The sequence below is a fragment of the Candidatus Krumholzibacteriia bacterium genome, assembly GCA_029865265.1.
In the GTDB taxonomy this organism is placed as follows: Bacteria; Krumholzibacteriota; Krumholzibacteriia; order WVZY01; family JAKEHA01; genus JAKEHA01.
The window spans coordinates 1-24,980 of sequence record JAOUHG010000026.1; the positions used below are offsets into that span (position 1 = coordinate 1).

The 24,980-nt window shown below is 65.7% G+C and carries 20 protein-coding genes; 11 read left to right on the plus strand and 9 right to left on the minus strand.

Annotated elements, in window-relative coordinates:
- Both OEX18_11240 and mdh read right to left on the minus strand, forming a co-directional pair.
- Positions 1-347: hypothetical protein (locus tag OEX18_11240; GenBank protein ID MDH4337834.1), on the minus strand; the 347-nt coding region annotated here is incomplete at its 3' end.
- Between the two features lie 33 nt (positions 348-380).
- Positions 381-1,310 (minus strand): malate dehydrogenase, encoded by a 930-nt coding sequence (gene mdh, locus OEX18_11245; protein ID MDH4337835.1) that lies wholly within the window; start codon positions 1,308-1,310, stop codon positions 381-383.
- Positions 1,311-1,540: 230 nt separating this feature from the next.
- Here mdh and OEX18_11250 point away from each other — a divergent pair, with 230 nt between their 5' ends.
- From OEX18_11250 to OEX18_11260, 3 genes are all read left to right on the plus strand, one after another.
- A complete protein-coding gene (locus OEX18_11250) occupies positions 1,541-1,921 on the plus strand; it encodes a plastocyanin/azurin family copper-binding protein (protein MDH4337836.1) in 381 nt (126 codons plus the stop codon).
- Between the two features lie 175 nt (positions 1,922-2,096).
- Positions 2,097-3,326, plus strand: coding sequence for a hypothetical protein (locus tag OEX18_11255; GenBank protein ID MDH4337837.1), 1,230 nt, complete (start codon positions 2,097-2,099; stop codon positions 3,324-3,326).
- A 9-nt stretch (positions 3,327-3,335) separates the two neighbouring features.
- Positions 3,336-4,586, plus strand: coding sequence for a hypothetical protein (locus OEX18_11260; protein ID MDH4337838.1), 1,251 nt, complete (start codon positions 3,336-3,338; stop codon positions 4,584-4,586).
- Between the two features lie 90 nt (positions 4,587-4,676).
- On the opposite strand, the gene OEX18_11265 is transcribed toward OEX18_11260, so the two are convergent.
- Positions 4,677-6,365, minus strand: coding sequence for a T9SS type A sorting domain-containing protein (locus OEX18_11265; GenBank protein ID MDH4337839.1), 1,689 nt, complete (start codon positions 6,363-6,365; stop codon positions 4,677-4,679).
- Positions 6,366-6,549: 184 nt separating this feature from the next.
- Between OEX18_11265 and OEX18_11270 the strand changes: the two genes are divergently transcribed.
- Positions 6,550-7,974 (plus strand): FAD-binding protein, encoded by a 1,425-nt coding sequence (locus OEX18_11270; GenBank protein MDH4337840.1) that lies wholly within the window; start codon positions 6,550-6,552, stop codon positions 7,972-7,974.
- Here the strand turns inward: OEX18_11270 and OEX18_11275 are convergent.
- Positions 7,971-8,504 carry an NADH-quinone oxidoreductase subunit I gene (locus tag OEX18_11275; GenBank protein MDH4337841.1) on the minus strand — a complete coding sequence of 178 codons (534 nt, stop codon included), beginning with the start codon at positions 8,502-8,504 and terminating at the stop codon, positions 7,971-7,973. The two genes, OEX18_11270 and OEX18_11275, sit on opposite strands and share 4 nt — an antisense overlap.
- Positions 8,505-8,665: 161 nt before the next feature.
- Here OEX18_11275 and OEX18_11280 point away from each other — a divergent pair, with 161 nt between their 5' ends.
- Positions 8,666-10,705 (plus strand): (Fe-S)-binding protein, encoded by a 2,040-nt coding sequence (locus tag OEX18_11280; protein ID MDH4337842.1) that lies wholly within the window; start codon positions 8,666-8,668, stop codon positions 10,703-10,705.
- Between the two features lie 65 nt (positions 10,706-10,770).
- Here the strand turns inward: OEX18_11280 and OEX18_11285 are convergent, their stop codons facing one another.
- Positions 10,771-11,196, minus strand: a complete 426-nt coding sequence (locus OEX18_11285; protein MDH4337843.1) for a DUF2203 domain-containing protein — start codon at positions 11,194-11,196, stop codon at positions 10,771-10,773.
- Between the two features lie 310 nt (positions 11,197-11,506).
- On the opposite strand from OEX18_11285, the gene OEX18_11290 reads away from it, so the two are divergent.
- The 3 genes from OEX18_11290 (at position 11,507) to OEX18_11300 (ending at position 14,088) form a co-directional block, all read left to right on the plus strand.
- Positions 11,507-12,637, plus strand: coding sequence for an HAD hydrolase-like protein (locus OEX18_11290; protein MDH4337844.1), 1,131 nt, complete (start codon positions 11,507-11,509; stop codon positions 12,635-12,637).
- 64 nt (positions 12,638-12,701) lie between these two features.
- Positions 12,702-13,313, plus strand: a complete 612-nt coding sequence (locus tag OEX18_11295) for a biotin transporter BioY (protein MDH4337845.1) — start codon at positions 12,702-12,704, stop codon at positions 13,311-13,313.
- A 55-nt stretch (positions 13,314-13,368) separates the two neighbouring features.
- Positions 13,369-14,088, plus strand: coding sequence for an SH3 domain-containing protein (locus OEX18_11300; protein MDH4337846.1), 720 nt, complete (start codon positions 13,369-13,371; stop codon positions 14,086-14,088).
- A 92-nt stretch (positions 14,089-14,180) separates the two neighbouring features.
- On the opposite strand, the gene OEX18_11305 is transcribed toward OEX18_11300, so the two are convergent.
- The 3 genes from OEX18_11305 to OEX18_11315 all read right to left on the minus strand — a co-directional run bounded on the left by OEX18_11305 (position 14,181) and on the right by OEX18_11315 (position 19,875).
- Positions 14,181-15,854, minus strand: coding sequence for a diguanylate cyclase (locus OEX18_11305; protein MDH4337847.1), 1,674 nt, complete (start codon positions 15,852-15,854; stop codon positions 14,181-14,183).
- Positions 15,855-16,027: 173 nt separating this feature from the next.
- The gene (locus OEX18_11310; protein MDH4337848.1) at positions 16,028-18,517 is read right to left on the minus strand and encodes a 2-oxoglutarate dehydrogenase E1 component; all 2,490 of its coding nucleotides are present in this window, start codon (positions 18,515-18,517) and stop codon (positions 16,028-16,030) included.
- 392 nt (positions 18,518-18,909) lie between these two features.
- Positions 18,910-19,875 carry an aldo/keto reductase gene (locus tag OEX18_11315; protein MDH4337849.1) on the minus strand — a complete coding sequence of 322 codons (966 nt, stop codon included), beginning with the start codon at positions 19,873-19,875 and terminating at the stop codon, positions 18,910-18,912.
- Between the two features lie 97 nt (positions 19,876-19,972).
- On the opposite strand from OEX18_11315, the gene OEX18_11320 reads away from it, so the two are divergent.
- Complete coding sequence (locus OEX18_11320) at positions 19,973-20,554, plus strand: NAD(P)H-dependent oxidoreductase (GenBank protein ID MDH4337850.1); 582 nt, start codon at positions 19,973-19,975, stop codon at positions 20,552-20,554.
- A gap of 10 nt (positions 20,555-20,564) precedes the next feature.
- On the opposite strand, the gene OEX18_11325 is transcribed toward OEX18_11320, so the two are convergent.
- A complete protein-coding gene (locus OEX18_11325) occupies positions 20,565-22,592 on the minus strand; it encodes an aconitase family protein (protein MDH4337851.1) in 2,028 nt (675 codons plus the stop codon).
- A 126-nt stretch (positions 22,593-22,718) separates the two neighbouring features.
- Between OEX18_11325 and OEX18_11330 the strand changes: the two genes are divergently transcribed.
- Together OEX18_11330 and OEX18_11335 are read left to right on the plus strand one after the other, a co-directional pair.
- A complete protein-coding gene (locus OEX18_11330; GenBank protein MDH4337852.1) occupies positions 22,719-24,113 on the plus strand; it encodes a CUAEP/CCAEP-tail radical SAM protein in 1,395 nt (464 codons plus the stop codon).
- A 231-nt stretch (positions 24,114-24,344) separates the two neighbouring features.
- On the plus strand, positions 24,345-24,980 hold the full coding sequence (locus tag OEX18_11335) for a NifU family protein (protein ID MDH4337853.1): 636 nt from the start codon (positions 24,345-24,347) through the stop codon (positions 24,978-24,980).

Below are 24,980 nucleotides of genomic sequence, written 5' to 3' on the forward strand. Positions count from 1 at the left end.
AGATCGTAGATGAGCACCCGGCCGGCAACCGAACAGATCAGCAGTTGGAGCTTCCCGTCGCCGTAGAGATCTGCGACGATGATGCTGCTGGCGCGGGAGCCGAGCGTGGTGACCTCCCAGGTCATCTTCAGAGCGCCATCGTCCATCGCATACACGTGCACGTGCCCGCTCTTGTCCGAGTAGATGAACTGGTAATCATCCTGACCGGGCGTGCCCACCTCCACGGCGAGCACGTAGCGGTCCGCGATACGGGAGAACGCCTCGATGTCCGTGACCGTTACGGCGTGGCCAGACCCGCATGCGAGCGAGACCGCCATAAAACAGGCAGCGATGACGACACGACTCATGTCCGCTCCTTCCGCGGTTGCCAGCGGCTCCCGCTAGAGTTTGATCTCCTTGACGAGGGCACCCACGTGTTCCACCGACACGTCCAGCAGGCGCCGCTCCTCCGGCTCCAGGGGAATCTCGATGACGCGTTCGACGCCGCCGGCGCCGATGACCACGGGCACGCCCACGTAGAGGCCATCCACGCCGTACTCACCTTCCAGGTGAGCGGCGCACGCCAGCACGCGCTTCTTGTCCTTGAGGTAGGACTCCGCCATGGCGACGGCCGCGGCCGCCGGCGAGTAGAATGCGCTGCCGGTCTTGAGCAGTTCGACGATCTCGCCGCCCGCAAAGCGCGTGCGCTTGACGATGCGGTCGATCACGTCCTTCTTCATCAGAACCGGCAGTGGAATGCCGGCCACGGTGCAGTACCGCGGCAGGGGCACCATTTCGTCGCCGTGGCCGCCCAGCACGAACGCGGTCACGTCTTCGACGCTCACGCCGAGCTCCATGGCCACAAAGGTGCGAAACCGCGCGGAGTCCAGCACGCCCGCCATCCCGACCACGTGTGAGCGCGGGAAGCCGGTGATCTTCTTCATGGTGTAGACCATGATGTCGAGCGGATTCGAAATGACGATTACGAACGCTTTCGGACAGTGCTCGCGAACGTTGGTCGACACCGTCTTCATGACCTCGAGGTTGCGGTTGAGGAGGTCGTCGCGGCTCATGCCGGGCTTGCGCGGGAAGCCGGCGGTTACGATGACCACATCCGCGCCGTTGATATCCTTGTAGTCGTTGGTGCCAGTGAGGTTGACGTCGTAGCCGTCGACGGGCCGCGACTCCATGAGGTCCAGCGCCTTGCCCTGGGGCATGCCTTCCACCACGTCGAAGATCACAATGTCGCCCAGTTCCCGCTGCGCGCACAGGAGCGCGAGCGTGCCGCCGATCTGGCCGCCGCCGATCAACGCAATTTTTCGCCGTGCCATGGGGGGAATCCTCCTTGGATTTCTTGTGTTATTGGGGATGATCGAGAGCCCCGGGCGGCCATGCGCATCTACGCCTTCGGGACGAACCCCGGGGCCGGGTGCGTCGCGGTCCGCCGAGTATACATGCTCCGGCGCGGGCCGGACCAGCGTGTTTTGACGCTGGCGGTGTGCCCCCGGCGCGGCTATACTCTTCGCATGCCCCCATTTCACCCACACCCAGGGGGTTCCCCGTGAAGCATTCCATTCGTTTCCTCGCCGCAGTGTCCGCATCCGTTCTGCTGGGGGCCGCGCTCGTGTCGTGCGGCGACGACGATCCCGCGGCGCCGCCTGCCGACGGGCCGTTCACCGGGACCATTCGCGTGCTCGATAACCGATTCTCACCCGCAAACGTCACCATCGCGGTCGGCGACAGCGTCACCTGGCGCTGGGACGGGTCCAATGCCCACTCGGTCGAGGAAGGCACCTCGCTCACCAACCCCACCCCCTTGTTCGACTCCGGCAACAAGACCAGTGGAACGTTTGGATATCGTTTCACCACCGCCGGTACCTATCCCTATTTCTGCCGCCCGCACTTCGCCGCCGGCATGACGGGTGTGGTCACTGTCCAGTAGGCGGTCCAGGGGCCCCGCGGGAGAAACCCACAATCGCCTGACGATGTCTCCCGCGCGGTTGACGTCAAGTCCCAATGGTTGGTAAGCTTATAACCATCTAAATCCAGACGCGGAGCGTCCGCCCCCGGCTCCGCAGCTTTGACCATCCCGGCCCGGAAAGATCAGGAACCCTCCCATGGTGACGACCCGACATCGTTTGCTGGGCGCTCTGGTACTGGCGCTGGCCTTGACCTCGTGTGGCGGTAACAGCACCGCACCCCCTGCGGACGATGGGCCCGATCCGGTCGGAACCATCACCACGTGGGCCGGAACCGGCAGCGCGGGCTTCAACGGCGAGAACATCGCCCGCCAGCAGATCCAGATGTACTGGCCCAACGATATCGAGTTCACGCCCACGCTGGGCACCTTCATCGTGGACTGGAACAACCACCGCATCCGCCGGGTTGATGCCAGCGGGCGCGTCAACACAGTGCTCGGCACCAACAGTATCGGCGACGGTCCCCCACCCCCCAACGTGGGTGACGACGTGAGTCCTCCGGGATGGCCGGGCCGGGAGTGCGACCTCAACCATCCCACCCAGGTACTCGAGAGACAGAACGGCAAGCTGCTCGTGGTGTGCTGGCACAACCACAAGCTGCGCGAGTGGGATCCGATCACGGGACGCGAAACGGTCCTCGTGGGCCGTGGCGCCGGCTGCACGGGCGACGGCGAGACCGTCTCCTCCCCCAACGTGCTGATGAGCCAGCCACCGCACGTGGTGGAAGCGCCCGACGGCTCCCTCTACATCAACGACCAGCGCAACCATTGCATCCGCAAGATCGACCCCTCGGGGGTGATGAGCACGGTTGTTTCCACGCCGCAGTGCGATCCGCAGGATCCAAACAACTTCTTCCCCGGCGGTTTCTCCGGTGACGGCGGCCCGCCGGCGCTGGCGCGCCTGCACCAGCCCAGCGGTCCCAACCCCAACCCGCCCGGCGGCGGCCTGACGCTGGACGATCAGGGACGCCTCTACGTAGCGGACACCATGAACCATCGCATCCGCCGCATCGATTTCAACGCCGATGTCATCAACACCGTGGTGGGCAATGGGACGGCGGCGTACGCGGGCGACGGCGGCGATCCCCTGCAGGCGTCGCTGAACGTTCCGCTCGACATCTGCTTCGGCCCCGACGGCCGCCTCTACATCGCCGACACGTACAACCACGCGGTGCGCGCCGTGGACTTCGACGCCAACGTCATCGTGACGGTTGCGGGCACCGGGGTGCGCGGCTTTTCCGGCGACGGGGGTCCCGCCACCAGCGCGAAACTGGCACTTCCCTACGGCGTGGCCTTCAACGCGGAGGGACACCTCTTCATCACCGACACCTACAACCATCGCATTCGTCGCGTGAAGATGCACGATTGAGGAGACGACATGAGCAGCACCCGTAGACTCCTTGGTTTTTGTCTGGCGGTCGGCGCCGCCCTGTCGTTGTCCTGCGGTTCCAGCGGCGATTCGCCGGTCGAACCCGCTGACACCACGCCCCAGCCGGGGCACGTCTACACCTGGGCCGGCAACGGCCAGGCCGGCTACGGTGCCGTGGGCAACGCGCCCACGAAAACGCGCCTCTACTGGCCGCAGGACGTGACCGTGGCGCCCGATGGGACCCCGTACGTGCTCGACTGGAACAACCACCGTGTGATCGCGCTGGTCAACGGAACCTTCAAGCTGATCGTGGGCGTGACCAACGGCGACTTCGGCGACCCGTGCGAGGGCTACACCGTGTGCGAGGATGTGGACGCGCTCAACGCCAAGCTCAACCATCCCACCAGCGTCGCCTTCGACCCGGCCACCGGCGAGATGATCCTCGCGGCGTGGCACAACTCGGAGATCTTCCGGCTCAATTTGTCGACGAATCTCATGGATCTGATCTGCGGCGACGGCAGCCGCGGCTACAACGGAGACGAGCAACCCGCGTCCCAGGCGATCACCGACCTTCCGGTCAGCGTGGCATTCGACGCCCAGGGCCGGCTGTGTTTCGCCGATCAGGCCAACATGTGTGTGCGCCAGATCGACGAGAATGGCGTCGTCCACACCATCGCCGGAACACCACCGATTCTCGGCGGCCCCAGCCCCATCCGCCAGCCCGGATTCGAGGGCGACGGCGGCCCGGCGACCTCGGCCAAGCTGTTCTTCGAGGCGGGCCAAGTTGCCGACCCGAGCGGGCGCATCTGCTTCGACGGCACCGGCAACATGTTCATCGCCGACAGCCAAAACCACTGCATCCGCGTGGTGGATACCAACGGCATCATCAACCGTTTTGCGGGCAGCGGCCCCAGCGCCCCGGGCTACGCCGGCGATGGCGGCGACGCCCTGCTGGCCCAGCTGCGTGAACCGCGCGACATCGCCATCGACGCCGACGGCAATCTTTACATCGCCGATACCGGCAACCACGTGATCCGCAGGGTGGACCCGTCGGGCATCATCACTACGGTGGTGGGAACCTATCGTGCCGGCGGTGCATCGGTGGCCCCGATCACACCCGACCAGGTGAGCGCCGAGAACGGCAAGTCCGCGCGCAACGTCACCCTCACGGGTCCGTACGGGGTCGAAATCGATTCCAGGGGACGCCTGCTGATTTCCGACACCGGCAACCACGTGATCCGCATCTACTATCCGAACTGACGCGCACCGCGCGTTACGCAAACGAAAAAGCGCTCTCTCCCCGACGGGAGAGAGCGCTTTCGTTTTTCCTCGTCCCGCCGTGCGGGCACGCTACTTGAGCAGGATCATCTTGCGCGTGCGCGTTTCGTCGAGCGCGGCCAGCCGGTAGAAGTACACGCCGGCCGACACCGCCTCACCACGCCCATCGCGGCCGTCCCAGGTGACGCCGTGCTCGCCGGCCGCGTAGTCCTGGTCGGCGAGTGTGCGCACCAGGCGTCCCGCCACGTCGTAGACGCGCAGGCTCACGCGCGAGGCAACCGGCACCGCGAAACGGATGCTGGTGGACGGGTTGAACGGGTTCGGCTGATTCTGGCCCAGCCACAGCGACGGCTGCACCGCATCCACCCGCACCGGCTCGGATCGCGCCTCGGTGCCGTTCTCGCGGCGAACGATGAGCGTGTAGTCGTAGCTGCGATCCGGCGCCGCGGCCGCATCCAGCAGTTCACCGCTCTGCGACGCGGACACGCCCACCACGACCTCATCGCCCGCACCCGCGCCACGTCGTACCACGCGCGACTCCACCCACGGCCCGTAGGCGGTGAACGCCCAGTCCAGGTTCACGCCGCCGTCCATGCGCCGCGCGTTCAGCCGCTCGAAGGTGATGGTGTTCTTGCCGGGCTTGGTCCACTGCGCCACGTAAGGGATCTCCTTGCCACCCACCTGGGTGAAGTTGCCCCCCACCCACAGCACGCCATCGTGCAGCAGCGCCACCTTGGTCTGGTCGTTGGCGCCGCAGCCCAGAGAACGCCACGCGCTTCCATCCCAGGTGGTGATGAACCCGACCGGCTGGCCACCCGCATGGGTGAACGTCCCGGTGACGTAGAGCTGGTCGATGTCGATCTCGATGCAGCGCACGTGCGACAGGTCGGGACCGCCCAGTCCCTCGCCCAGCGCGCTCCAGTTGCGCCCATCCCACACCGCGATGCGGTTGGCGGGCTTGCCACCCGCGCGGGTGAAGGCGCCGCCCACGTAGAGCTTGCCGTCGTGCTCTACGATGGTGGTCACCAGATTGTCCACACCGCTGCCCAGCCCCTGCCACGTGGTGCCGTCCCAGCGCGCGATGTAGCTCACCGGAACGCCGCCCGCGCTGTCGAAGAATCCACCCACGTACACACCGTGGTCCGTGGCGAGAATTGCGAGTGCGCGCGCGCGCGCGCCCAGGCTGCCGCCTACATCGTGCCACTCGCTCCCGTCCCAGCGCGCGATGCCCTGCGCGTGCACCGCGCCGGCGGAGGTGAACTCTCCCACGCAGTACACGTCGCCGTTGGGCGCCACGCTGATGCCGCGCACGGCGCGATCGGTGCCGTCACCGAGCGGAAGCCAGGTTTCGGTGGGTTCGTCGAAGCGCGCAATGTTCCCCCAGCGCGGATAGCTGCTCGCACCCCAGGGTCCCAGCTGGTCGAACATGCCGCCGGCGTAAATGGTTCCGGGCACCTTCCTGATGACATGCACCAACCCCATGTTGTCCGTGCCGACACCCGTCGACAGCGGGTGCCAGGTGGTGCCGTCCCATCGCACGATGCGCAGCACGGTGACATCCGAAACGGCGTTGAACAGGCCGCCCAGCAGGAGCCCGTCCTGGTAGGGGACGATGGCGTCGGTGTATTCGTTGGGAGCGCCGGCCGACTTGAAGGGATCGACCCAGTAGACGTCGTCGGGGTGGGGCTGCGCGAAGGAGGCACCGGCGGCAGCGATCAGGATGATCGAAAAGAAAACGGCGACGTGTGGGCGAGGCGGCATTGCGTCCCTCCTCCGCAAACATCGTTCCCGCCCGCCGGTCGCCGGGCAGGAATAACCAGCTGAAATCGCACCAAGGCATGTGAATTATACCATTGCACCCCACCCAGGCATCAAGCCCGGAATCGCCCTGCCAGCCTTCCGTTGCCCGCATGCGGCCGGGGTGCTAGAGTGCCCCCGAGCGCCCATGCAGCCCCCGCCAACCACACTCAACCGGGTGACCCCGGCCGTTCTTGAAGCGCTGGGTTCCGCCCTGGGGCCCGGCCATGTGTCCACCGACGGCGAGGCCCTTGCCCTCGCCGGGTCCGACGAGACCGAGGACCTGGTCTTTCTGCCGGAGGTCGTCGTGGCGCCGGCATCCACTGCGGAGGTGGCAGCAGTGATGCGCATCGCCACCGCGCACCGCGTCCCCGTAACCCCGCGCGGCGCCGGAACAGGCCTGTCCGGGGGCGCACTTCCCGTGCAGGGCGGCATCGTGCTGGCAACCCACCGCCTCAACCGCATCGTCGAGATCGACCGCCGCAACCTGATGGCGGTGGTGGAGCCCGGTGTCATCACCCAGGTGTTTCAGGAAGCCGTCGAGGCGGAGGGGCTCTTCTATCCACCGGATCCCGCCAGCCGGGGCAGTTGCTTTCTGGGCGGCAACCTGGCCGAATGCTCCGGTGGCCCGCGCGCGGTGAAGTACGGCGTCACCAGGGACTTCGTGACCGGCATCGAGGCCGTGCTCCCCAACGGCAACATCGTGCGCCACGGTGGCAAGCTGCTCAAGAACGTGACCGGCTACAACCTCACCCAGTTGATCATCGGGTCCGAGGGCACCCTGGCCGTGATCACGAAGATCTACTTCCGGCTGCTGCCGCTGCCCCGTCACCGCACCATGCTGCTCGTACCCTTCGGCGAGCTGGAGTCGTGTGCGCGCGCGGTTCCCGCCATCATGCACGCCGGCATCGTTCCCTCGGCACTCGAGTTTCTCGAGCGCGACGCCATCGAGATCACGCAGGAGCACCTGGGCAAGTCCTTTCCTCACGCGGATGCCGCCGCGCACCTGCTCATCGAACTGGACGGCAACGACGAGACCGCAATCCAGAGCGATGCGGAACGTGTCGCCGAGATCGTGCTGGCCGAGGGGGCGCGCGACGTCCTGGCCGCGGCGGGTGACGCGAAGATGAACGAGATGTGGACCATGCGGCGCGCTGTGGGCACCGCGGTCAAGTCGATCTCGGTTTACAAGGAAGAAGACACGGTGGTGCCACGCGGCAACCTGGTTGCGCTTCTGATGGGGGTGAAGGAGATCTCCACGCGCCACGGCATCCGCACGGTGTGCTACGGACACGCCGGCGATGGCAATTTGCACGTGAACATCCTCAAGATGGATCTCCCCGACGAGCACTGGCGCCGCATCCTCGAGCCGGCCATCCGCGAAATCTTCGAATTGACCGTGGGGCTGGGCGGCCTGATTTCGGGAGAGCACGGTATCGGCTGGGTGCAGAAGGGCTACCTGCCCATCGCGGTCTCGAGCGAGGAAATCGCCCTGATGCGCGCCATCAAGCGGGCCTTCGATCCGGAGGGAATACTGAATCCGGGCAAGCTTCTGCCCGACGGCGACGGCTAGTAGATCGCGTCGCTGACGGGGCTCTTGCTCTCGGGGTGATTGTGGAGGAGATAGTCGATGTCGAGAATCTTCACGGGGCCCTCGAAATAAGCCGCCGTGAACTTGCCGGTGTCCATGCGAATCGCGTCGCACGGGCACGCTTCCACGCACAGGCCACAGAATACGCACTGCAGGATATCGATGTCGAACTTGACCGGGTACTTCTCGACCCCGTCGTGTCCGGTGTCGGCGCCGGTGATCTCGATACAATACGCCGGACACGCGGTCGCGCAGCAATTGCACGCCACACAGCGCGGCGTTCCGTCCGGACGCTGCATCAGCCGATGCTCACCCCGGAAGTTGGCCGGCAGCGGTTTCTTCTGCTCCGGCCACTGGTAGGTGTTCCCCACCCGGTTCAGCCGCAGGTCCGCCATGTTCTTGACGAAGTGCGCGATGGTGATGGTCATGCCGCGCAAAACCTCGCCGAGGTAGGTTCTCTCCCACCAGGAGCGGGGCTGATCGAGGGGTGTGGAGACGACTCGTGTGGCCATGGTGCGGGCCCGTTCCTGCGGGCTTGTTCAAAGTTTCACGCGCTGTTCAATTTAACCCACCCGCCACCAATGTCAAGGCATTTCCCAGGTTACGCTTTGACCCAACCCGCCGGTTGCCCGTATGATGGGCCGGTTGCGCCGCTTCTCCCCACGGAGGAACCATGACCCCCGAGAACATAATTTTCATCCTCGTGCTCGCCACGGCGGGCTACCTCATCGTCAGCCGGTCCATGCTGCTGATCTCCTACCTGCGGGTCGCGCGCGCGGACAACCGGACCGACGATATCGGAGGCCGCGTCGCTCAGACGCTCGTGGTCGGATTCGGGCAGTCGAAGATCCTGCGCGACCGCGTGGCGGGGCCGATTCACGCCGCCATCTTCTGGGGCTTTTTGATCCTGCTCGCCTCCGCGGCCGAGATGATCCTCGAGGGTCTGCACCACGGCTGGTCGCTGAACTTCCTGGGACCCATCTACTCCCTGCTCACCGCCCTGACCGACGTGTTCTGCGTGGTGGTGATGGCCGGGTGTGTGTTCGCGCTGTGGCGCCGCTACATCTCGAAGGTCCGCCGGCTCGAGGTATCCGGAGAAACGACGGAGGCGGGGCTCATCCTGCTCACCATCTTCATCATCGTTACCGCGCTGTTCGTGCAGAACGCCGCGCGGTTATACGCCACCGGAACCGACTTCTCACACGCCCTGCGCCCGCTGTCGGGGCCCTTCGGGACGGCTGTGTTTGCGTTGGCGGAGCCGGGGCTGGTGAAGGTCTTGTTCAAGATCGCGTGGTGGACGCACGCGGTGCTCATCCTCGGTTTCCTCAACTACCTGCCGTACTCGAAGCACCTGCACGTGCTCACCTCCATCCCCAACGTGTTCTTCTCCCCGGTGGGACCGGTCAACCACCTGGAGAAGATCGATTTCGAGGCCGAGGGCGCGGAGTCGTTCGGTGTGGTGGACATCGAAGACCTCTCGTGGAAGTCGCTGCTCGACGGCTACACCTGCACCCATTGCGGCCGCTGCACCAGCGTGTGTCCGGCCAACACCACCGGCAAGGTGCTCGACCCGCGTGCCATCATCATGCAGATCCGCGAGCGCACCATGGACAAGGCACCGCTGGTGCTCAAGAAGAAGCGCGGACAGGAACTCACCGCCGAGGAGCAGTCGGTGTGGGACCGCAAACTCATCGGCGACTACGTTTCTCCGGACGCGCTGTGGCAGTGCACCACCTGCGGCGCGTGCATGCAGGAGTGCCCGGTCAACATCGAGCACGTGCCCGCCATCGTGGGCATGCGCCGATCGATGGTGATGATGGACTCGTCGTTCAACGAAGAGTCTTCCTTCCTTCCCGCCGTGTACGGCAACATGGAGACAAACTCGGTGCCGTGGGGCGGTTTCTCGCAGGCGGACCGGGCCGCGTGGGCGGAGGGCACCGGTGTCAAGACCGCGGCCGAGGACCCCGATATGGACGTGCTGTTCTGGGTGGGATGTGCCGGCTCCTATGACGAGCGGGCGCGCAAGATCACGCGCGCGTTCGCCGAGCTGATGCAGATTGCCGGCGTGAAGTTCCGCATCCTCGGCACAGAGGAGAACTGCACGGGCGACGTGGCGCGCCGCACCGGCAACGAGTACCTGGCGGACATGTTGACAAAAACCAACGTGGAGACATTTCAGCGCTATAGCGTAAAGAGGATCGTCGCCACCTGCCCCCACTGCTTCAACACGCTGCGCAACGACTACCCGGCCTACGGCTTCACCGCGGAGGTGGTCCATCACACCCAGTTCATCCGCGAGTTGATGGCCGAGGGCCGCCTCAAGCTCGACGGGGCCACGCCGGAGACGATTGCCTACCATGACTCGTGCTACCTGGGCCGCTACAACGACGAGTACGCGTCGCCACGCGGGGACCTCTCCGACATCCCCGGCCTTTCGGTACGGGAACCGGCACGCGCCGGCGACCGCGGCTTCTGCTGCGGTGCGGGTGGCGGCCGCATGTTCATGGAGGAGAAGGTTGGCGACCGGGTGAACATCGTGCGCACGCGGGAACTGCTCGCCACGGGCGCAAAGACCATCGCGGCCAACTGCCCCTTCTGCACCACCATGCTCACCGACGGTGTGAAGGCCGACGAGGCGAACGCGGACGTGGTGGTGAAGGACGTGGCCGAGATCGTTCGTGAGCGGTTGCGCCGCGACACGGCCTCGTCTTAGCGCAAAAGAAAGCGCCGTCGGGCCCATGCCCGGCGGCGCAGTCACAACCTCGTCGAAGCCCTCCGCTAGGTAGAAGGAGACCCTTCCAGCGGGCGGCGTACGTTGGAGTCGGCGTCGCGGATGGAGCGCCAGAACTTGACGTTGTCCTCGCCCTTCTTCCACGACAGGTAGACGACGGTATTGTTCTGGATGGAGAAGAAGTCCACCATGCCGCGTTCCTCGTCCTTGAGGATGCAGCCGGTGTCGCGCACGGTGGCGCGGGCTTTCTCGATTTCGGCCTCGACGGCCTTGAGTTCCTGGGTCTTTTCTTCCAGCTCGACCGAATCGCGGCTCGCTTTCTGCGCGCCGCATTCGACGATCAGCTTGAGAATGGCGATTTCCTCGAGCAGCCAGAGGTACCGCTGGCGGTTCCTGCGGATTCTCTCCAGCGTGTTCTCCAGGAAACCGATGAGTGCGTTCGCCTCTTCGACGGTGAAGAACTTGGGGTTCATGTCGAACTCCTTCGACGCGACCGGCGACGCGACCCCGGGGGGGTGGATGCCGCGACCTCTCACGTGGTTGCCAATGCCTTTCCAGCCCTTAACGCTTCTTATCGGGCGCCTGACGCCCTTACACTGCTATACGTAGCCTCATCGTATCCAAAAAGCAAGCGTAATCGCCCGTTGTGCTTTGTGCATTCTTTCACGCTCAACGGGTTGCGCGATCTGTTTCTGAAGTCACCTTAACCATGCACCGCAACGTTCATTCAAGGTAAGGACTTGGATTGACGCACGCGCCGCCGGTCGCTACCCTCAAGCGCTCATGCAGGCACATTCCTCTCCCATCCTGCGCGTCCACCGTCCGTTCGACCTGGGCGCCATCGACGCCGTGGGCTTCGATCTCGACCACACCCTCGCGATCTACGACGACGCGGCCGTCAACGAGATTGCGGCCTCTGCCGCCCGCGGTTTGCTGGTCGAGCGACTCTCCTACCCGCGGGCCATCCTGAATCCGGCGGACTCCATGGAGACGCCGCCCGCGGCACGCACTCTGGCCGCCGATCTCACCCATGGCGCGGTGATCAAGCTGGGCGCCGATCGCCGTGTGCTTCATGCGCGTCACGCACGGCGCTGGCTCGAGCCCGGCGAAATCGAGACGCGATTCGCCGGCACACTCGATGACCGAGCCGGCGGTATCTACTCCGTGTACTCACCCTTCGAGCTTCCCGTGCTGTGGCTGTTGGAGGAACTCGAGGCGGCCGCCCCGCTCACCGGCGCGCGCGGGTCGCGTTGCGAAGACATCCGCCGCATGCTCGACGCCGCCCACACCGGTGGTCTGCTCAAGAACCGCCTGCGCGAAGACCTCCCGCGTTTCGTCGCCGCGTCCCCGGGCCTGGCCGTTGCGCTCGGGCGGTGGGTGTCGGCCGGCAAACGTCTCTTCGTGGTGACCAACAGCGAGCCCGACTTCGCGGCCGGGGTACTCGAACGGGTTATTGGAACTTCATGGCCGGATCTGTTCGATGTGGTGGTGGCCAGCGCGCGCAAGCCGGGCTTCTTCGAGGCCCCGGCTGCGTCACAGGGAGCCGGCGAGATGCGCAGGACCGGTCACGCGCTCGTTATGGAAGGCGGCAGCGCGGCCACGCTGGAGGAGATGCTGGGACTCCGGTCCGGCCGCGTGCTGTTTGTCGGTGACAACGTGCGCAGCGACATCCGTTCGGCGCGTGCGCATGGATGGCACACCGCGCATGTGGCGCCGGAACTCGCCTTCGACGACCGCACCGTTGCCGACGAATGGGGCGCACCCCTCACCCACGGGGGCCGCCCAACGTGGCTGGCACAGTTGCTCCGCGAGGCCGACATCGCGTGCGACGGCGTGATGCGTCTGCTCGCGATCGACCCGGAGACCCCGCTCGTACGGCGCGAGGACAACCCGGCCGGGGCCGAAACCCCTTGACATGGAGCGCTTTCCCCGCGAACATACTGTCCAGTTTTCCAACCCCTTGTGACGGAGTGAGACGATGCATGCACAGCCCGAATTGAGCCGTTCCGCCGCGTGGACCCTGTCCGGCCTGATGACCGCGAGGACGCGCACCCAGTGTGTCGCGCTCGGCGCGGGGCTCGCGCTGCTCTTCACCGGGCTGACGGTCGTCGGGGCCAACATCGTCATCCCGATGCGTCCGGTTCCCATTACGCTGCAGACGCTCTTCGTGCTGCTGGCCGGTGCGGCCATCGGGCGCGGATGGGGGTCCCTGAGCCAGGCGTTCTATGTAGGCCTCGGTGCGCTGGGCCTGCCCGTCTTTGCGGGCGGCGCTGCGGGCCCGGCCATCCTCGCCGGTCCCACCGGCGGGTACCTGGCGTCGTTTCTGGTTGCACCGCTGGTCGTCGGCGCCATGCTGCGGCGATCGTCCGGCCTCGCGTGGCAGATTGCGGCCTTCACCGTGGGCACGGTGGTAATTTTTGCCTTCGGCGTCGCGTTCCTGTCGCTTACCTACACGCACGATATCCGCCAGGCGTTGATGGTCGGTCTGGTGCCGTTCCTGCCCGGCGCGGTCTTCAAGATTGCGGCGGCGACGTCCATCCACCGCTCGTCGCAGGCACTCGTGCGGCACTACCGCCGCGGCCGCAACTAGCTCCCCCTCCGCCCGCCACACCGAAGCGGCACGCATATTGCGTGGTCCGCACCGTATGGATTACCTCGCCCGCAAGACCGTGAGCGCCCTGTCGGCGCTGGCAATTCTCGCGACCGCCGTCGCCTGCGCGAGCTCCGGCGGCGGCGGTGCCGCCGGGGACGGCACCACGGTGAAGAGCCGCGGGCCCCGGGGCCCGGAGCGGGTCGCCTACCTGGAGGACGAGATCGCGCGCTTGCAGGCCGAGCGCGATCGCCTGGCGCAGACCAACGTCGTACTGGAAGACGAACTGCGCTGGGCGCACGACGACCTGAAACTCGTCGAGCGCCAGTTCTCCGAGTTCGAGCACCGCCTCACCGAGGACTTCGGCAAGGCGGCCGCCGTCGCCGCCAGCGCCGAGGCGCGCATCCACCTGCAGAACGCAAGGCAGACGGTCGCGCTGCCGGATTCGTCCATCAAGCACATCACCTCGCTCCTGGAAACGGCCGAGCAGCTCATCCGCACCGGCAATTATCCCGCGGCGCTCTTCTTCGCCGAGCGCGCCAACCACACGCTCCAGGGTGCCGAACGGCGCGCCAGCCTCAACGTCCAGGCCACCACCATGACCGTCATCGCCTCGACCGCCAACGTTCGCGAGGGCCCGGGCCAGCAGTACGAAGTGCGCGCCACGCTTCGCAAGGGTGAACGCGTTTCCTGCCTGGACCTCTCGCGCAACTGGTGCCACGTGGTAACCGTGAGCGGCGCCAGCGGGTGGATTCACGCCTCCCTGCTGCAGTAACCGCGTCCCGGCACGGGCACACCCGTGCCAGGGACATTTCATAGCCACAACAGAATCATGAGAAAGGCACCGCCGTTGGCGGTGGGATCGCCTCAGGTTAGCGCGTAGTGAACGCAGTTCTTCCCGGCGGCCTTGGACTGGTAGAGCGCGCGGTCGGCCGCGTTGAAGAACTCGCGGCGATTACCACGGAAGACGGAAACGCCCACGCTCACCGTGACCTTGAGGATGATGTCGGTTTCGGCGACGCTGAAACGGATTGCCTCGATGGCCACGCGCAACTTCTCCGCCACCTGCTGCACACCACTCTCGTCGGTGTCGGGCAGGAGCACGGCAAACTCCTCGCCGCCGTAGCGCGCCACGATGTCGGTGTCGCGAATGGTCTCGCGCAACACGTTCGCCACCGTTACCAGCAGCTGGTCTCCGATGGCGTGGCCGAACTTGTCGTTCACGCGCTTGAAGTCGTCCAGGTCGAGGAGCACCAGGGCCAGATTGGCGCCGTGCAGGTTGACGCGGGTAAGTTCGGTATTGAGCAGATTCCAGAAGTGGCGGTGGTTGAACAGCCCGGTGAGTCCGTCGGTCACCGAGAGCTTCTCCAGACGGTCGTTCATCTCCTGCAGGGTGTCGTTCTGGCTGTTGAGTTTCTTGTTCTTGTACTGCAGCTCCGCCTGTGACAACGAGATCTTCATGGCCATTTCGTTGAACGTGTCGATCATCATGCCGATCTCGTCGGGCGCCCCTTTGGGGATCTTGACCCCGACGAGCCCCTCGTTGATGCGGTGTGCGCCCAACGCCAGCGCATGAATTGGTTTGAGAATGGAGTGCGCGATGCGCAACGCCGCCAGGATGGCGATGGCCCCGACCACGAGCACGGCGAGCCAGATGCGACGCTGCGCCTCCAGTACCGGCGTCATCGCAAACTTGTAGTCCTCCTCGTAGACCAGCCACCAGCCCAGCTCCTCCAGGCGCACCTTGCTGTGGAATACCGATTCGCCCTGGAAATTGCTGCGGCGTTCCACCAGCACCGGGCCGTCCTGGCGCGTGGGCACCTGCATGGCAAACTGACCGACCAGCAGGGTCTTCGCATTACGCGGTTGCGTGATAAAGCGGCCCTGGTCGTCGAGCAGATACATGTCGCCGCCGGTCCCGAGTTTCACCTCGTTCAGCGTCCCCGTCATCTCGCGCAGATCAACCAGGGCCACCAGCCACGACTGCTGTACCGCCGCGGCCGTGCTGTCCCCGATGGCAACGAAGAGCCACTGGTGAACGCGGCTCTCGCCGAAGAGGGGCCGTGAGGCACCGCTTTCGAAGCCCCTCTCCCCGATCTCTATCCAGACGGCCTCCGCCTCCCGGGCCGCTTCGTCCGGGGTGCCAGCCGTGGCGGCCACCAGGCGCCCGTTGGGCCCGAGAACCAGCAGGTCGCGGTACGCGCTGTAGTTGGGCTTGACCAGCCGCAGAAAGTAGGCCACCTGCGATTCCGCGGCTCGGGTGCCGCCCGCGGACGCGAGCCCCACGCCACCCTGCAGGGTCTCGGAGTCCCCGATCTGCGCCAGCTCCGCGAGCTGGCGACCGTGCCACAGACGCAGCCGGGTCACGGTGGTGGTCAGGGTGGACGGGAAGCGGTCCTTCATCCGGTCGGTGAGGAACTCGCCGGTGCTGTGGGTGGTGGCGAGGCCCACCACGACCGACGTGAGTAACACGCTGCTCGCCACGAGCACCGTGATCTTCGCGGAGAAGCTCTCTTGAATTCTTCTGAGTGCACGGACCATTTCGATGAGCCCGCAGGGGCCTCACCGGTAGAGCAAGAAGAGTACACAACTCCTGATTTTGCAAGGATTCACGCCGGCGGAAAAATGTTCCGGCACCACCGGAAACAAACGGAAAGCGCGGGGACGTCCAGGACGTTCCCGCGCCTTCTGAATCTCCGCCGGGACCGATGCGGTCAGGCGAAGGCGAGTCGGATGAGGGCTTTTTGCTCCAGCGCGTGCGCCTTCGCTGAGCCCGTGGCCGGGCTCGCACTCTCGTAGCGCTTGATGCTGGTCACGTGGCGGTTCTTGACGATCCGCTTGAACCAGGGCCGCAGGTAGGACAGCGGGCCCATGTTGGCCGCTTCCTCCTGCACCCATACGATCTTTGCGTCCTCCGGGTATCGCTTCAACTCCGCGGCCAGCGCCTCCTCCGGGAACGGGTAGAACTGTTCGATGGTAACGATGGCGCGATCCATTGCCCCGCGTGAGGCGCGTTCCGCGCGCAGTTCGTGCGCTATCTTGCCGGAACACAACAGGACGACGCGCACGTCGCTGGCCTCCGTATCGCCCAGCACCGGCCGGAACGCGCCGTCGCTGAACTCTTCCAGCGGCGAACATGCCGACTCGACGCGCAGAACGCTCTTGGGCATGAACAGCACCAGGGGCTTTCGCCAGGAACGAAGCACCTGGCGGCGCAGCAGGTGAAAATACTGCGCGGACGTCGAGGGCTGGCAGACCTGCATGTTGTCCTGCGCGGCGAGCTGCAGGAAACGCTCGATACGCGCGCTGGAGTGTTCCGGCCCCTGGCCTTCGTGCCCGTGTGGAAGCAGCAGCACCAGGCCGGACAGCAGGTTCCACTTGTCTTCACCGGCGCTCACAAACTGGTCGATGATGACCTGTGCGCCATTGGCGAAATCGCCGAACTGGGCCTCCCACAGCACAAGTGCATCAGGAAACTCACGGCTGTAACCGTACTCAAAACCCATCGCCGCCGCCTCGGACAGGGGGCTGTCCACCGCCACGAAGGGCGCCTGGTCGGGCGCAATGTGGGCCACGGGCAGGTAGTCGGCGCCGGTCTTCACGTCGATCAGCGCCGCGTGCCGGTGGTTGAAGGTTCCGCGCCGCGAGTCCTGTCCGGTGAGGCGCACGCGAACACCCTCGGTGACGATGGAGCCAAACGCCAGCGCCTCCCCCATTCCCCAGTCGACTCTGCGCTTGCCCTCGAACATCTCCACGCGCTGCCTCAGCACCTTGGCGATCTTGTGATGCGGGGTGAAATCCGCGGGGACACTGGTGATCGCCTCTCCAAGGAGGCGGATCCGCTCGCGGGGAATCGCCGTCTCTACCTCGAAGCGCGCGTCGTAGCGTCCGCCGTGGTACCGGCCCCAGAACTCGGGCAACTTCCAGAACACGGGGCGCTTCTCGTAGGCCCGCCCCTTCTCCTGCCCCTCGCTCAGGCCGCGCGTGGCCTGTCCCTTCATCTGCTCGATGGTGGCTTCGTCGAGCCCCAGGCGCTGCGCGCACACTTCCCACGCCAGAGGGTGCTTTGCGATCTTCTCGTACAGGAGCGGCTGCGTGATGGTCGGGTCCTCGATTTCGCTATGGCCGTAGCGGCGGAAACCGATGATGTCCACCACCACGTCGCTCTTGAATCGATGCCGGTACTCCGCGGCGACACGCCCCGCCCACCAGATCGCCACCGGATCTTCGGCGTTGACGTGCAGGATGGGAATGGACAGGCGCTTGGCCGCATCCGATGAGAAGCGCGTGCTCTGCAGCTCCTTCGGCTCCGCGGTAAATCCAATGAGGTTGTTCACCAACACGTGGATCGTCCCTCCCACCGTGTAGTGGGGAATGTCCGCGAAGTTCAGCGTCTCCGCGGTGATTCCCTGCCCCGCGAAGGCCGCGTCACCGTGCAGCGTCACCGGCAGGATACGATCCACGCCGCTGGCCCCCCAGCGTTCCTGGCGCGCATAGGTTCGGCCCATGATTACCGCGTCCACCGCTTCCAGGTGCGATGGATTGGTGGACAGGTGCACTTCGATGGCGTGGCCGGAACGCGTTTTGTAGCGGCCGGTGGCGCCGATGTGATACTTCACGTCGCCACTGCCGAGTACGCTGCGCGGATCGACATCTTCGATACCCGCAAATATGTCCTCCATGGGTATATTGACGATGCTCTTCATCACGTTCAGTCGCCCACGGTGGCTCATGGCGATGTAGAGATACTCGGCACCCAGCCCGCCGGACGCGTCCAGAATGCTGTCCAGCAGCGGGATCATCCCCGCAACGCCTTCACACGAGAACCGCTTGCTGCCGACGTACTTCAGGTGCAGGAACTTCTCGAACAGTTCCGTTTCCATCAGCCGTCCCAGCACCCAGCGCGAATCCACATCCGGCTGCCCGGCCTCGATGGTCTCGCGCATCCACTCGACGCGCTCACGGTCCACCATGTGCATGAACTCGAAACCCACCGTGCCGCAGTAGACGCCGGCCAGTCGCTCCACCTCTCCCGGATCACCCAGGGAACGCGCGTCGGTGATGTCTGGATGCTCAATGGTCTGCATGCGGCCCAGCGGATCTATTGAGGCCAGGAGATAGCCCCAGCGGCGGAATGCATCGGCAACGGGATCGGGAGCGGTGACTGGCACACGCGACACGTTCACAGTGCGGGGATTGCTCATCGAAAAAACCTGCTTCGGGAGTTCGTGACCCGCCGGCGACGCACGCTGCGACTCTCGGCGGACACAAAACGGGCTGGCGGCGCAACGGCGCCGACAGCCGGGGCCGCGGTTGCTAACCGCTGGCAGCGCATACAATTAACACAGTGCTTTCCCGCCTGTCAAACCCTGCCGGGGCGTCGCGGGGGGAAGTACGCATACCGTCGCCACCGGAAGAAAAACAAACGCGCAACCTGTTTTAGCACAACGGGATAACTCGCCGAACCATTTTCCCGCTTGATCGGCCCGGGGCCGGGTGCTAAAGTTCATCTCCCTGCACTATGGCGTTCAATTCTTGAGCGCTTGAAAGAGATCCCGGGTTTCGCCCGGGATCTTTTTTTGTCGCACTCCCAACGTCAGGACGCAAATACCTCTTCGATCCCGCGCATCACATCCGGCGTCAGCCTGGGAACCACCTCGAGCGCGCCCAGGTTTTCAATCATTTGCGATCGCCGTGTCGCGCCGGTGATCACGCTGCTCACGTTTGGATTCTTCAGACACCACGCAATGGAGAGCTGCGCGCGTGTACACCCGATTTCGTCGGCCACCCGCTTGAGGCGCTTCACCTTCTCGATCTTCGGCCGCGCCGCCGCTCCCAGGATTTCTTCCCTGAGCCATTCCATCCCCGGATGACTGGTGCGCGTTCCGGCCGGTTCGCCCGCGTCGTACTTGCCGGTCAGCAGTCCGCTTGCGAGCGGGCTCCATATGGTGGTGCCGATACCCGGGTCGTCGTAGAGCGGCGCGTATTCCTTCTCGACGCGCTCGCGGTGCAGCAGGTTGTACTGCGGCTGCTCCATCGCCGGCGCGGCGAGGCGCTCCTGCCGAGCGATCTTCACCGCCGCCTCGATATCGGCGGCACTCCACTCGCTGGTACCCCAGTACAACGCCTTGCCCTGGTTGATCACGTGATTCATCGCGCGCACGGTTTCCTCGATGGGCGTGTCGGGGTCCGGCCGGTGGCAGAAGAGCAGGTCGACGTAGTCGAGCTGCAGCCGGCCTAGGCTGGCATCGGTTCCCTCGATGATGTGCTTGCGCGAAAGGCCGCGATCGTTGGGACCCTGCCCGCCCCAGAAGATCTTGGTGGAGATGACCAGGTCGGAACGCTTCCAGCCGGCGCGGCCCAGCACGTTGCCCATGACGGTTTCGGCCTTTCCGGAGGCGTATGCTTCGGCGTTGTCGAAGAAGTTCACGCCGGCATCGTAGGCGGCAGTCATGCACTCCCAGGCCACGTCCTCCCCCACCTGCGACCCGTAGGTGACCCACGCACCCAGCGAGATCGCGGAAATCCTAAGGCCCGAGCGGCCGAGTTTTCGATACTCCATGTCCACGAAACATCCTCCTGAAATTTGACCGCGGCCGCGGATGGAAGCATTATAGCGGGGGTATTATACGAAATGCGAACCGGAAGGAAAAACCCGCATGCCAGAAACACCTTCAATTGCCGCCTTCGCAGGCAGCCTGCGAACGGGATCGTTCAACCGCAGCCTGATCGCCGTTGCCGCCGACGCGGCGCGCGAATCCGGAAGCAGCGTAACACTGCTGGACCTGCGGGAGTTCCCGCTCCCCATCTACGACGGCGACCTCGAGAAGCGCGAGGGCCTGCCGGAAAACGCGCTGCGCCTCAAGGAGATCCTTGCCGCACACGACGGCTTCCTCTTCTCGCTGCCCGAATACAACGGCAGCGTCACGCCGTTGTTCAAGAACACCATCGACTGGGCATCGCGGCCGGTGGACGGAAAGCCGGGCCTGGGCTGGGCCAGGGGAAGGCCGGTGGCGCTGCTGTCCGCCTCCAACGGCGCCCTGGGCGGGCTGCGCGGGTTGTATCACGCGCGCTGGGTTCTGCAAACCATCGGAATGATCGTCCTTCCCGGCCAGAAGGCGCTCGCACGCGCCGCGACGGCTTTCGACGCAGACGGCGCGCTGGTGGATGTGAAGGAACGCGAGGGCGTCCTGGCGGTCGTCGCCCCGCTGGTGGATATCGCGCGCCGGCTTTCCAGCTGACGCGGGCGCGTCAGACCGCGAACGACTCGGCGCTCCAGGCGATGCCCAGTTCGCTGGGCGGTGCCATGTAACCAACCAGCGCGGATGACGCCACCACCGTTGGACTGGCGAGGTAGCCCTCGCCCCCCACACCCATGCGGTTCTGCCAGTTCCGGTTGAAGGACGTGATGGCGCGCTCGCCGCGCTTGAGCGCATCCGGACCCTGACCGAAGCACGGTCCGCACCACGATTCGCGGATCTCCGCTCCCACCGAACGCAGCACATCGGCCACCGACTCTCCACCCAGTCGCCGGTCGCCCGCCTCGATGAGCCGCTTCACGCCGCCCGAACCGGGAAACACGATAAGCGGAACCAGCGACCGTTCGTATCCCGCCTCGCGTGCGAGCCGCACAACCAGTGCTGCCTGCAGCAGGTCGTCGTAGCTTCCGTTCGTGCAGGAACCGATGAACGCCTTGTCGAACTTGATGCGGTCGACGGCGATCTCCTCGGCGGGAATCGCGTTGCCGGGGCTGAACGGGCGCGCCACCATGGGCACCACGTCGGAGAGGTCGAGCGTCTCATCGATTTCGTAGTGCGCATCCTCCCCGGGGCGCACGCGCGGATACGGCAGTTGCGCCACGCCCCTGGTTGCGAACCAGGCCTCGGTGATATCGTCGGCTGCAAAAATGCCGTTGAGCGCCTCCGCCTCCGCCATCATGTTGGCGATGGTGTTGCGGTACGCAATGGGCAACTGGCCGTTGGCATCCACGAGCTCCACCGACATGCCCTGCGATTGCTTCGCGCCCCAGCGCTCCAGCAACTTGAGCACCACGTCCTTGCCGCTCACCCAGGGCTGCAGCCGGCCCGTGAACACCACGCGCCGCGCCTTCGCCGGCGTGAAGAATATGTATCCGGTGGACCAGCCGAAGCCGAGCGTGGTCGACCCCACACCGATGCCCAGCGCACCATAGGCGCCGTAGGCGCGGCTGTGCGAGTCGGCGCCGGGGATGAACATCCCCGGGTACACCAGCCCCTGCTCCGGAAAGTAAAAGTGAAAGATGCCGTCGCCGGGCGTTGCGTAGTAGGGCTTCTCGATGCTGTGCTTGCGTGCGAACTCGCGGCCGATGTTGGTCTGCTTCTGATCGGACTCGACACCGGTGAACACGAAGTGGTCGTTGGCAATCGCCGCCTGGCGCGGATAGATGGTGTTGCCGCCGGTAATCTCGTTGAAGGTATGGATCGCGAACGGCGCGGTGCCATCGGACGAGGGCAGCAGGTCTGCGTACACGCGCAGCGTCCTGCCGGGCTCAACCCGCGCCGACTTGTCCACACGGTGCGCCCAGGCGATTTGCTCGGTCGTGGTGAGCCGGCGGGCGGTCGCCTCGTCGGGCCACTCGATGGCCGGTGTGTTGCGGGCCGATTCGGCGAACTCGCGGCGGCCGATCGCAAAGATCCCCCCCGTGCGCCGGATCTCGTCCTCCTTGGCCGCCAATGCCACCGGCGTGTAGGCCTTGCACTGGGTTTCGTTGACCAGCGCGCGGGTCTGGGTGTCGTAGGAAAATTCGTCGCCGTCCTGCGCGTCGCGCACCGCCTCGGGCGATTGCACGACTTCGAGACCCAGGTTGAAGGAATTGCGGCGGAAGATGTCGCCCATGTTCTCGCCACAGACGATCACCATCTCCAGGCCGGCTTCGTCGGCGATGGCACGCAGCCCCGCCGGGCTCATCTCGCGCGATGACCCGATGGCGAAGCGGTCTCCCGCGACAACGAACGTCTCGCCGCGGTGTACCCGCGCGCGAAAGTCCGGCATGAGGAAACGGAACGTGCCTTCCTTCCAGTTCTTGTCGAGGGCATCCAGGCTCTCGGACACGCAGTCCTTGGCCGGTGTGATCTGGTCGGTGTCTATGGCGTCGAGTTTCTGGCCGGGACGGCGCGGATCCCATAAGATGAGCGCCTTGCCACGGATGGTGTGGCGTTCGGTATCGTTGCCCGGAGCGGTCGAATCGACCGATGGAATCTGGTCCAGCGAAACCCCGGGCTTCAGTTTCGCCGGCCGCATGCGGTGAACATCCTGTGTGGCCATCATCCCTCCCGCGTTACGGCCCGCCCGCAGTATACACAAACACCCGTCAAATTGGTATTGCCGCCATTGAGCCGCGGCGTCGCTGTCATTATACTCCGACGCATGACTCGCGCTCCCGCCGACATTCGCCCGCCTGGCGCCGGAGGCGTGGTCCTGGTCTCGTGTTACGAGCTCGGTCATGAGCCTCTCGGCCTGGTGGTGCCGGGCGCGGTCCTTGCGCGCGCGGGAATCGAGGCCCGCCTGGTGGATCTCGCCGTGCAGCCATTCGATGAGTCGGCCTTCGCGGGCGCACGGCTGGTGGCGATATCGGTGCCCATGCACACCGCGCTGCGTCTGGGTGTGCGCGTCGCCAGGCGCGTGCGCGCCCTCAACCCGGACGTCCACATCTGCTTCTACGGACTCTACGCCGGCCTGAACCGCCGCCACCTGGTGCCGGACCTTGCCGACAGCTGTCTCGGCGCGGAGTACGAGGCGTCCCTGTGCGAACTCGCACTCGCCATTGTGCCGGCCGCGAACCCGCGCGCGGTAGAACCTGTGCCTGACGCGGATGCCGGCATGCGCTCCCCCGGGCGCACCCTCGTGCAGCGCCCGGCGCGCGACGCCATCGCCCACCGCGATCACTACGCGCGACTCGCCGTGGGCGAGGACCGGTACGAGGTGGGATACACGCAGACCACCCGCGGTTGCAAGCACCTGTGCCGCCACTGTCCGCTGCCCCCGGCCTACGGCGGTTCGTTCTACGCGCTCCCGCCCGACGACGTGCTGGCGGATATCGGCGCGCTGGTTGCGCGCGGTGCGCGCCACATCACCTTCGCCGACCCGGACTTTCTCAATGGTCCCGGCCACGCGCTGCGCATCGCGCGCGCCATGGCCGGGCGCTTCCCGGGCGTGACCTTCGACTACACCGCCAAGATCGAGCACCTGCTCAACCACGAGCGCGTGGTCGACGAACTGCAGGAGCTGGGTTGCATGTTCGTGGTGTCGGCGCTCGAATCATTGAACGACACGGTCCTCGCGCACCTGCGCAAGGGTCACACGCGCGACGACGCGCTCGCTGTGATTCGCCGCTTCCGCTCCCGCCGGCTTACCCTGCGCCCCTCGCTGGTTCCGTTTACGCCGTGGGAAACACGCGCCTCCCTGGCCGACCTGATGGACATGGTGGACGCCGAGGACATGGTGGCCAACATTGATCCGGTGCAGTACGCCATCCGTCTGCTGCTGCCGGAGGGGTCGCTGCTGCTCGACGACGAGAGCATGTCCGCCTGTATCGACGGCTTCGACCCCGCGATTCCGGCGTGGCGCTGGCGCCACCCCGACGCGGCCATGGACGCGCTGCAGCGCGAAATCGCGCGCCTGGCCGAGGAGGCGTCGCGCACCGGCGCGCCCATAGCGGACACCTTCCGCCTGATCCGCGACCTGATCACACCCGGCGCGGGGGCGGTGATGGTCCACGCCGCCGGTCCGGCGCCGCGCCTCACCGAGGACTGGTTCTGCTGAGCGGAGCCCACCGGGGGTCAGTTGGACTCCCTGCCGTTCTGACTCTGGACGCCTTTGCGGGGCGCGCGGTGCAACTGGCACGGGCGACGCCGGTCCTCCGCTCATGGTCCTCGCGCGAAACATTTGCAATCGCGCTGCGGAAATCGCGTCGGACCGGCATCGCCCGTGCCTCCCCGGCCCACAACGTGCGCCCTTGCCGGATCGCGCCCCATTGCCTATCATGAGCCCACCATGGAAGACATCAGTTTGAACTTCGAGCTCCCCGGCGGCCGTACCCTGCGCATCGACGCATCGCAGTCCGCCATGCACCCCGAGCAGTGCACCTTTCGCGCGAGTGAGCCCCTCTACCCCGACGCGTCGGCGTTCTTCGGCGAACGCGAGCATTCCCGCGGCTCCGCGCTCGTCGACCGCCTGTTCGACATCGAGGGGGTCAACGAGATCCTGGTCAACAACGACGTCGTGCGCCTGTCGCTGGTGGGAGACGCCGACTGGGACACGCGCATCCCCGAGGTCGGCATGGCCATCCGCGACGTGCTCGCCTCCGGGGCGCCGCTCATCGCCGAGGAGGTCCGCGCGGGACAGCTGGCTCCAGAGGAACTGCGCCGGCGTGTGCAACAGGTTCTCGACACCATGATCAATCCCGCGGTGGCGTCTCACGGCGGGGTGGTATCGCTTCTCGACGTCAACAACAACACCGTGTTTCTAGAATTTGGCGGCGGCTGTCAGGGCTGCGGCATGGTGAGCGTCACCCTCAAATATGGCGTGGAGCGCGCCATCCGCGACGAGGTTCCCGAAGTGGGCGAGATCCTCGACACCACCGATCACGCGTCGGGACGCAATCCGTACTACGCGCCGTCGTCCAAGTGA

What these genes read in the sequence shown, in the direction of transcription:
- mdh (MDH4337835.1), bottom strand. Translation starts at nt 1,310, where the DNA reads ATGGCACGGCGAAAAATTGCGTTGATCGGCGGCGGCCAGATCGGCGGC.
- OEX18_11255 (MDH4337837.1), top strand. Translation starts at nt 2,097, where the DNA reads ATGGTGACGACCCGACATCGTTTGCTGGGCGCTCTGGTACTGGCGCTG.
- OEX18_11260 (MDH4337838.1), top strand. Translation starts at nt 3,336, where the DNA reads ATGAGCAGCACCCGTAGACTCCTTGGTTTTTGTCTGGCGGTCGGCGCC.
- OEX18_11265 (MDH4337839.1), bottom strand. Translation starts at nt 6,365, where the DNA reads ATGCCGCCTCGCCCACACGTCGCCGTTTTCTTTTCGATCATCCTGATC.
- OEX18_11270 (MDH4337840.1), top strand. Translation starts at nt 6,550, where the DNA reads ATGCAGCCCCCGCCAACCACACTCAACCGGGTGACCCCGGCCGTTCTT.
- OEX18_11275 (MDH4337841.1), bottom strand. Translation starts at nt 8,504, where the DNA reads ATGGCCACACGAGTCGTCTCCACACCCCTCGATCAGCCCCGCTCCTGG.
- OEX18_11280 (MDH4337842.1), top strand. Translation starts at nt 8,666, where the DNA reads ATGACCCCCGAGAACATAATTTTCATCCTCGTGCTCGCCACGGCGGGC.
- OEX18_11285 (MDH4337843.1), bottom strand. Translation starts at nt 11,196, where the DNA reads ATGAACCCCAAGTTCTTCACCGTCGAAGAGGCGAACGCACTCATCGGT.
- OEX18_11290 (MDH4337844.1), top strand. Translation starts at nt 11,507, where the DNA reads ATGCAGGCACATTCCTCTCCCATCCTGCGCGTCCACCGTCCGTTCGAC.
- OEX18_11295 (MDH4337845.1), top strand. Translation starts at nt 12,702, where the DNA reads ATGCATGCACAGCCCGAATTGAGCCGTTCCGCCGCGTGGACCCTGTCC.
- OEX18_11300 (MDH4337846.1), top strand. Translation starts at nt 13,369, where the DNA reads ATGGATTACCTCGCCCGCAAGACCGTGAGCGCCCTGTCGGCGCTGGCA.
- OEX18_11305 (MDH4337847.1), bottom strand. Translation starts at nt 15,854, where the DNA reads ATGGTCCGTGCACTCAGAAGAATTCAAGAGAGCTTCTCCGCGAAGATC.
- OEX18_11310 (MDH4337848.1), bottom strand. Translation starts at nt 18,517, where the DNA reads ATGAGCAATCCCCGCACTGTGAACGTGTCGCGTGTGCCAGTCACCGCT.
- OEX18_11315 (MDH4337849.1), bottom strand. Translation starts at nt 19,875, where the DNA reads ATGGAGTATCGAAAACTCGGCCGCTCGGGCCTTAGGATTTCCGCGATC.
- OEX18_11320 (MDH4337850.1), top strand. Translation starts at nt 19,973, where the DNA reads ATGCCAGAAACACCTTCAATTGCCGCCTTCGCAGGCAGCCTGCGAACG.
- OEX18_11325 (MDH4337851.1), bottom strand. Translation starts at nt 22,592, where the DNA reads ATGCGGCCGGCGAAACTGAAGCCCGGGGTTTCGCTGGACCAGATTCCA.
- OEX18_11330 (MDH4337852.1), top strand. Translation starts at nt 22,719, where the DNA reads ATGACTCGCGCTCCCGCCGACATTCGCCCGCCTGGCGCCGGAGGCGTG.
- OEX18_11335 (MDH4337853.1), top strand. Translation starts at nt 24,345, where the DNA reads ATGGAAGACATCAGTTTGAACTTCGAGCTCCCCGGCGGCCGTACCCTG.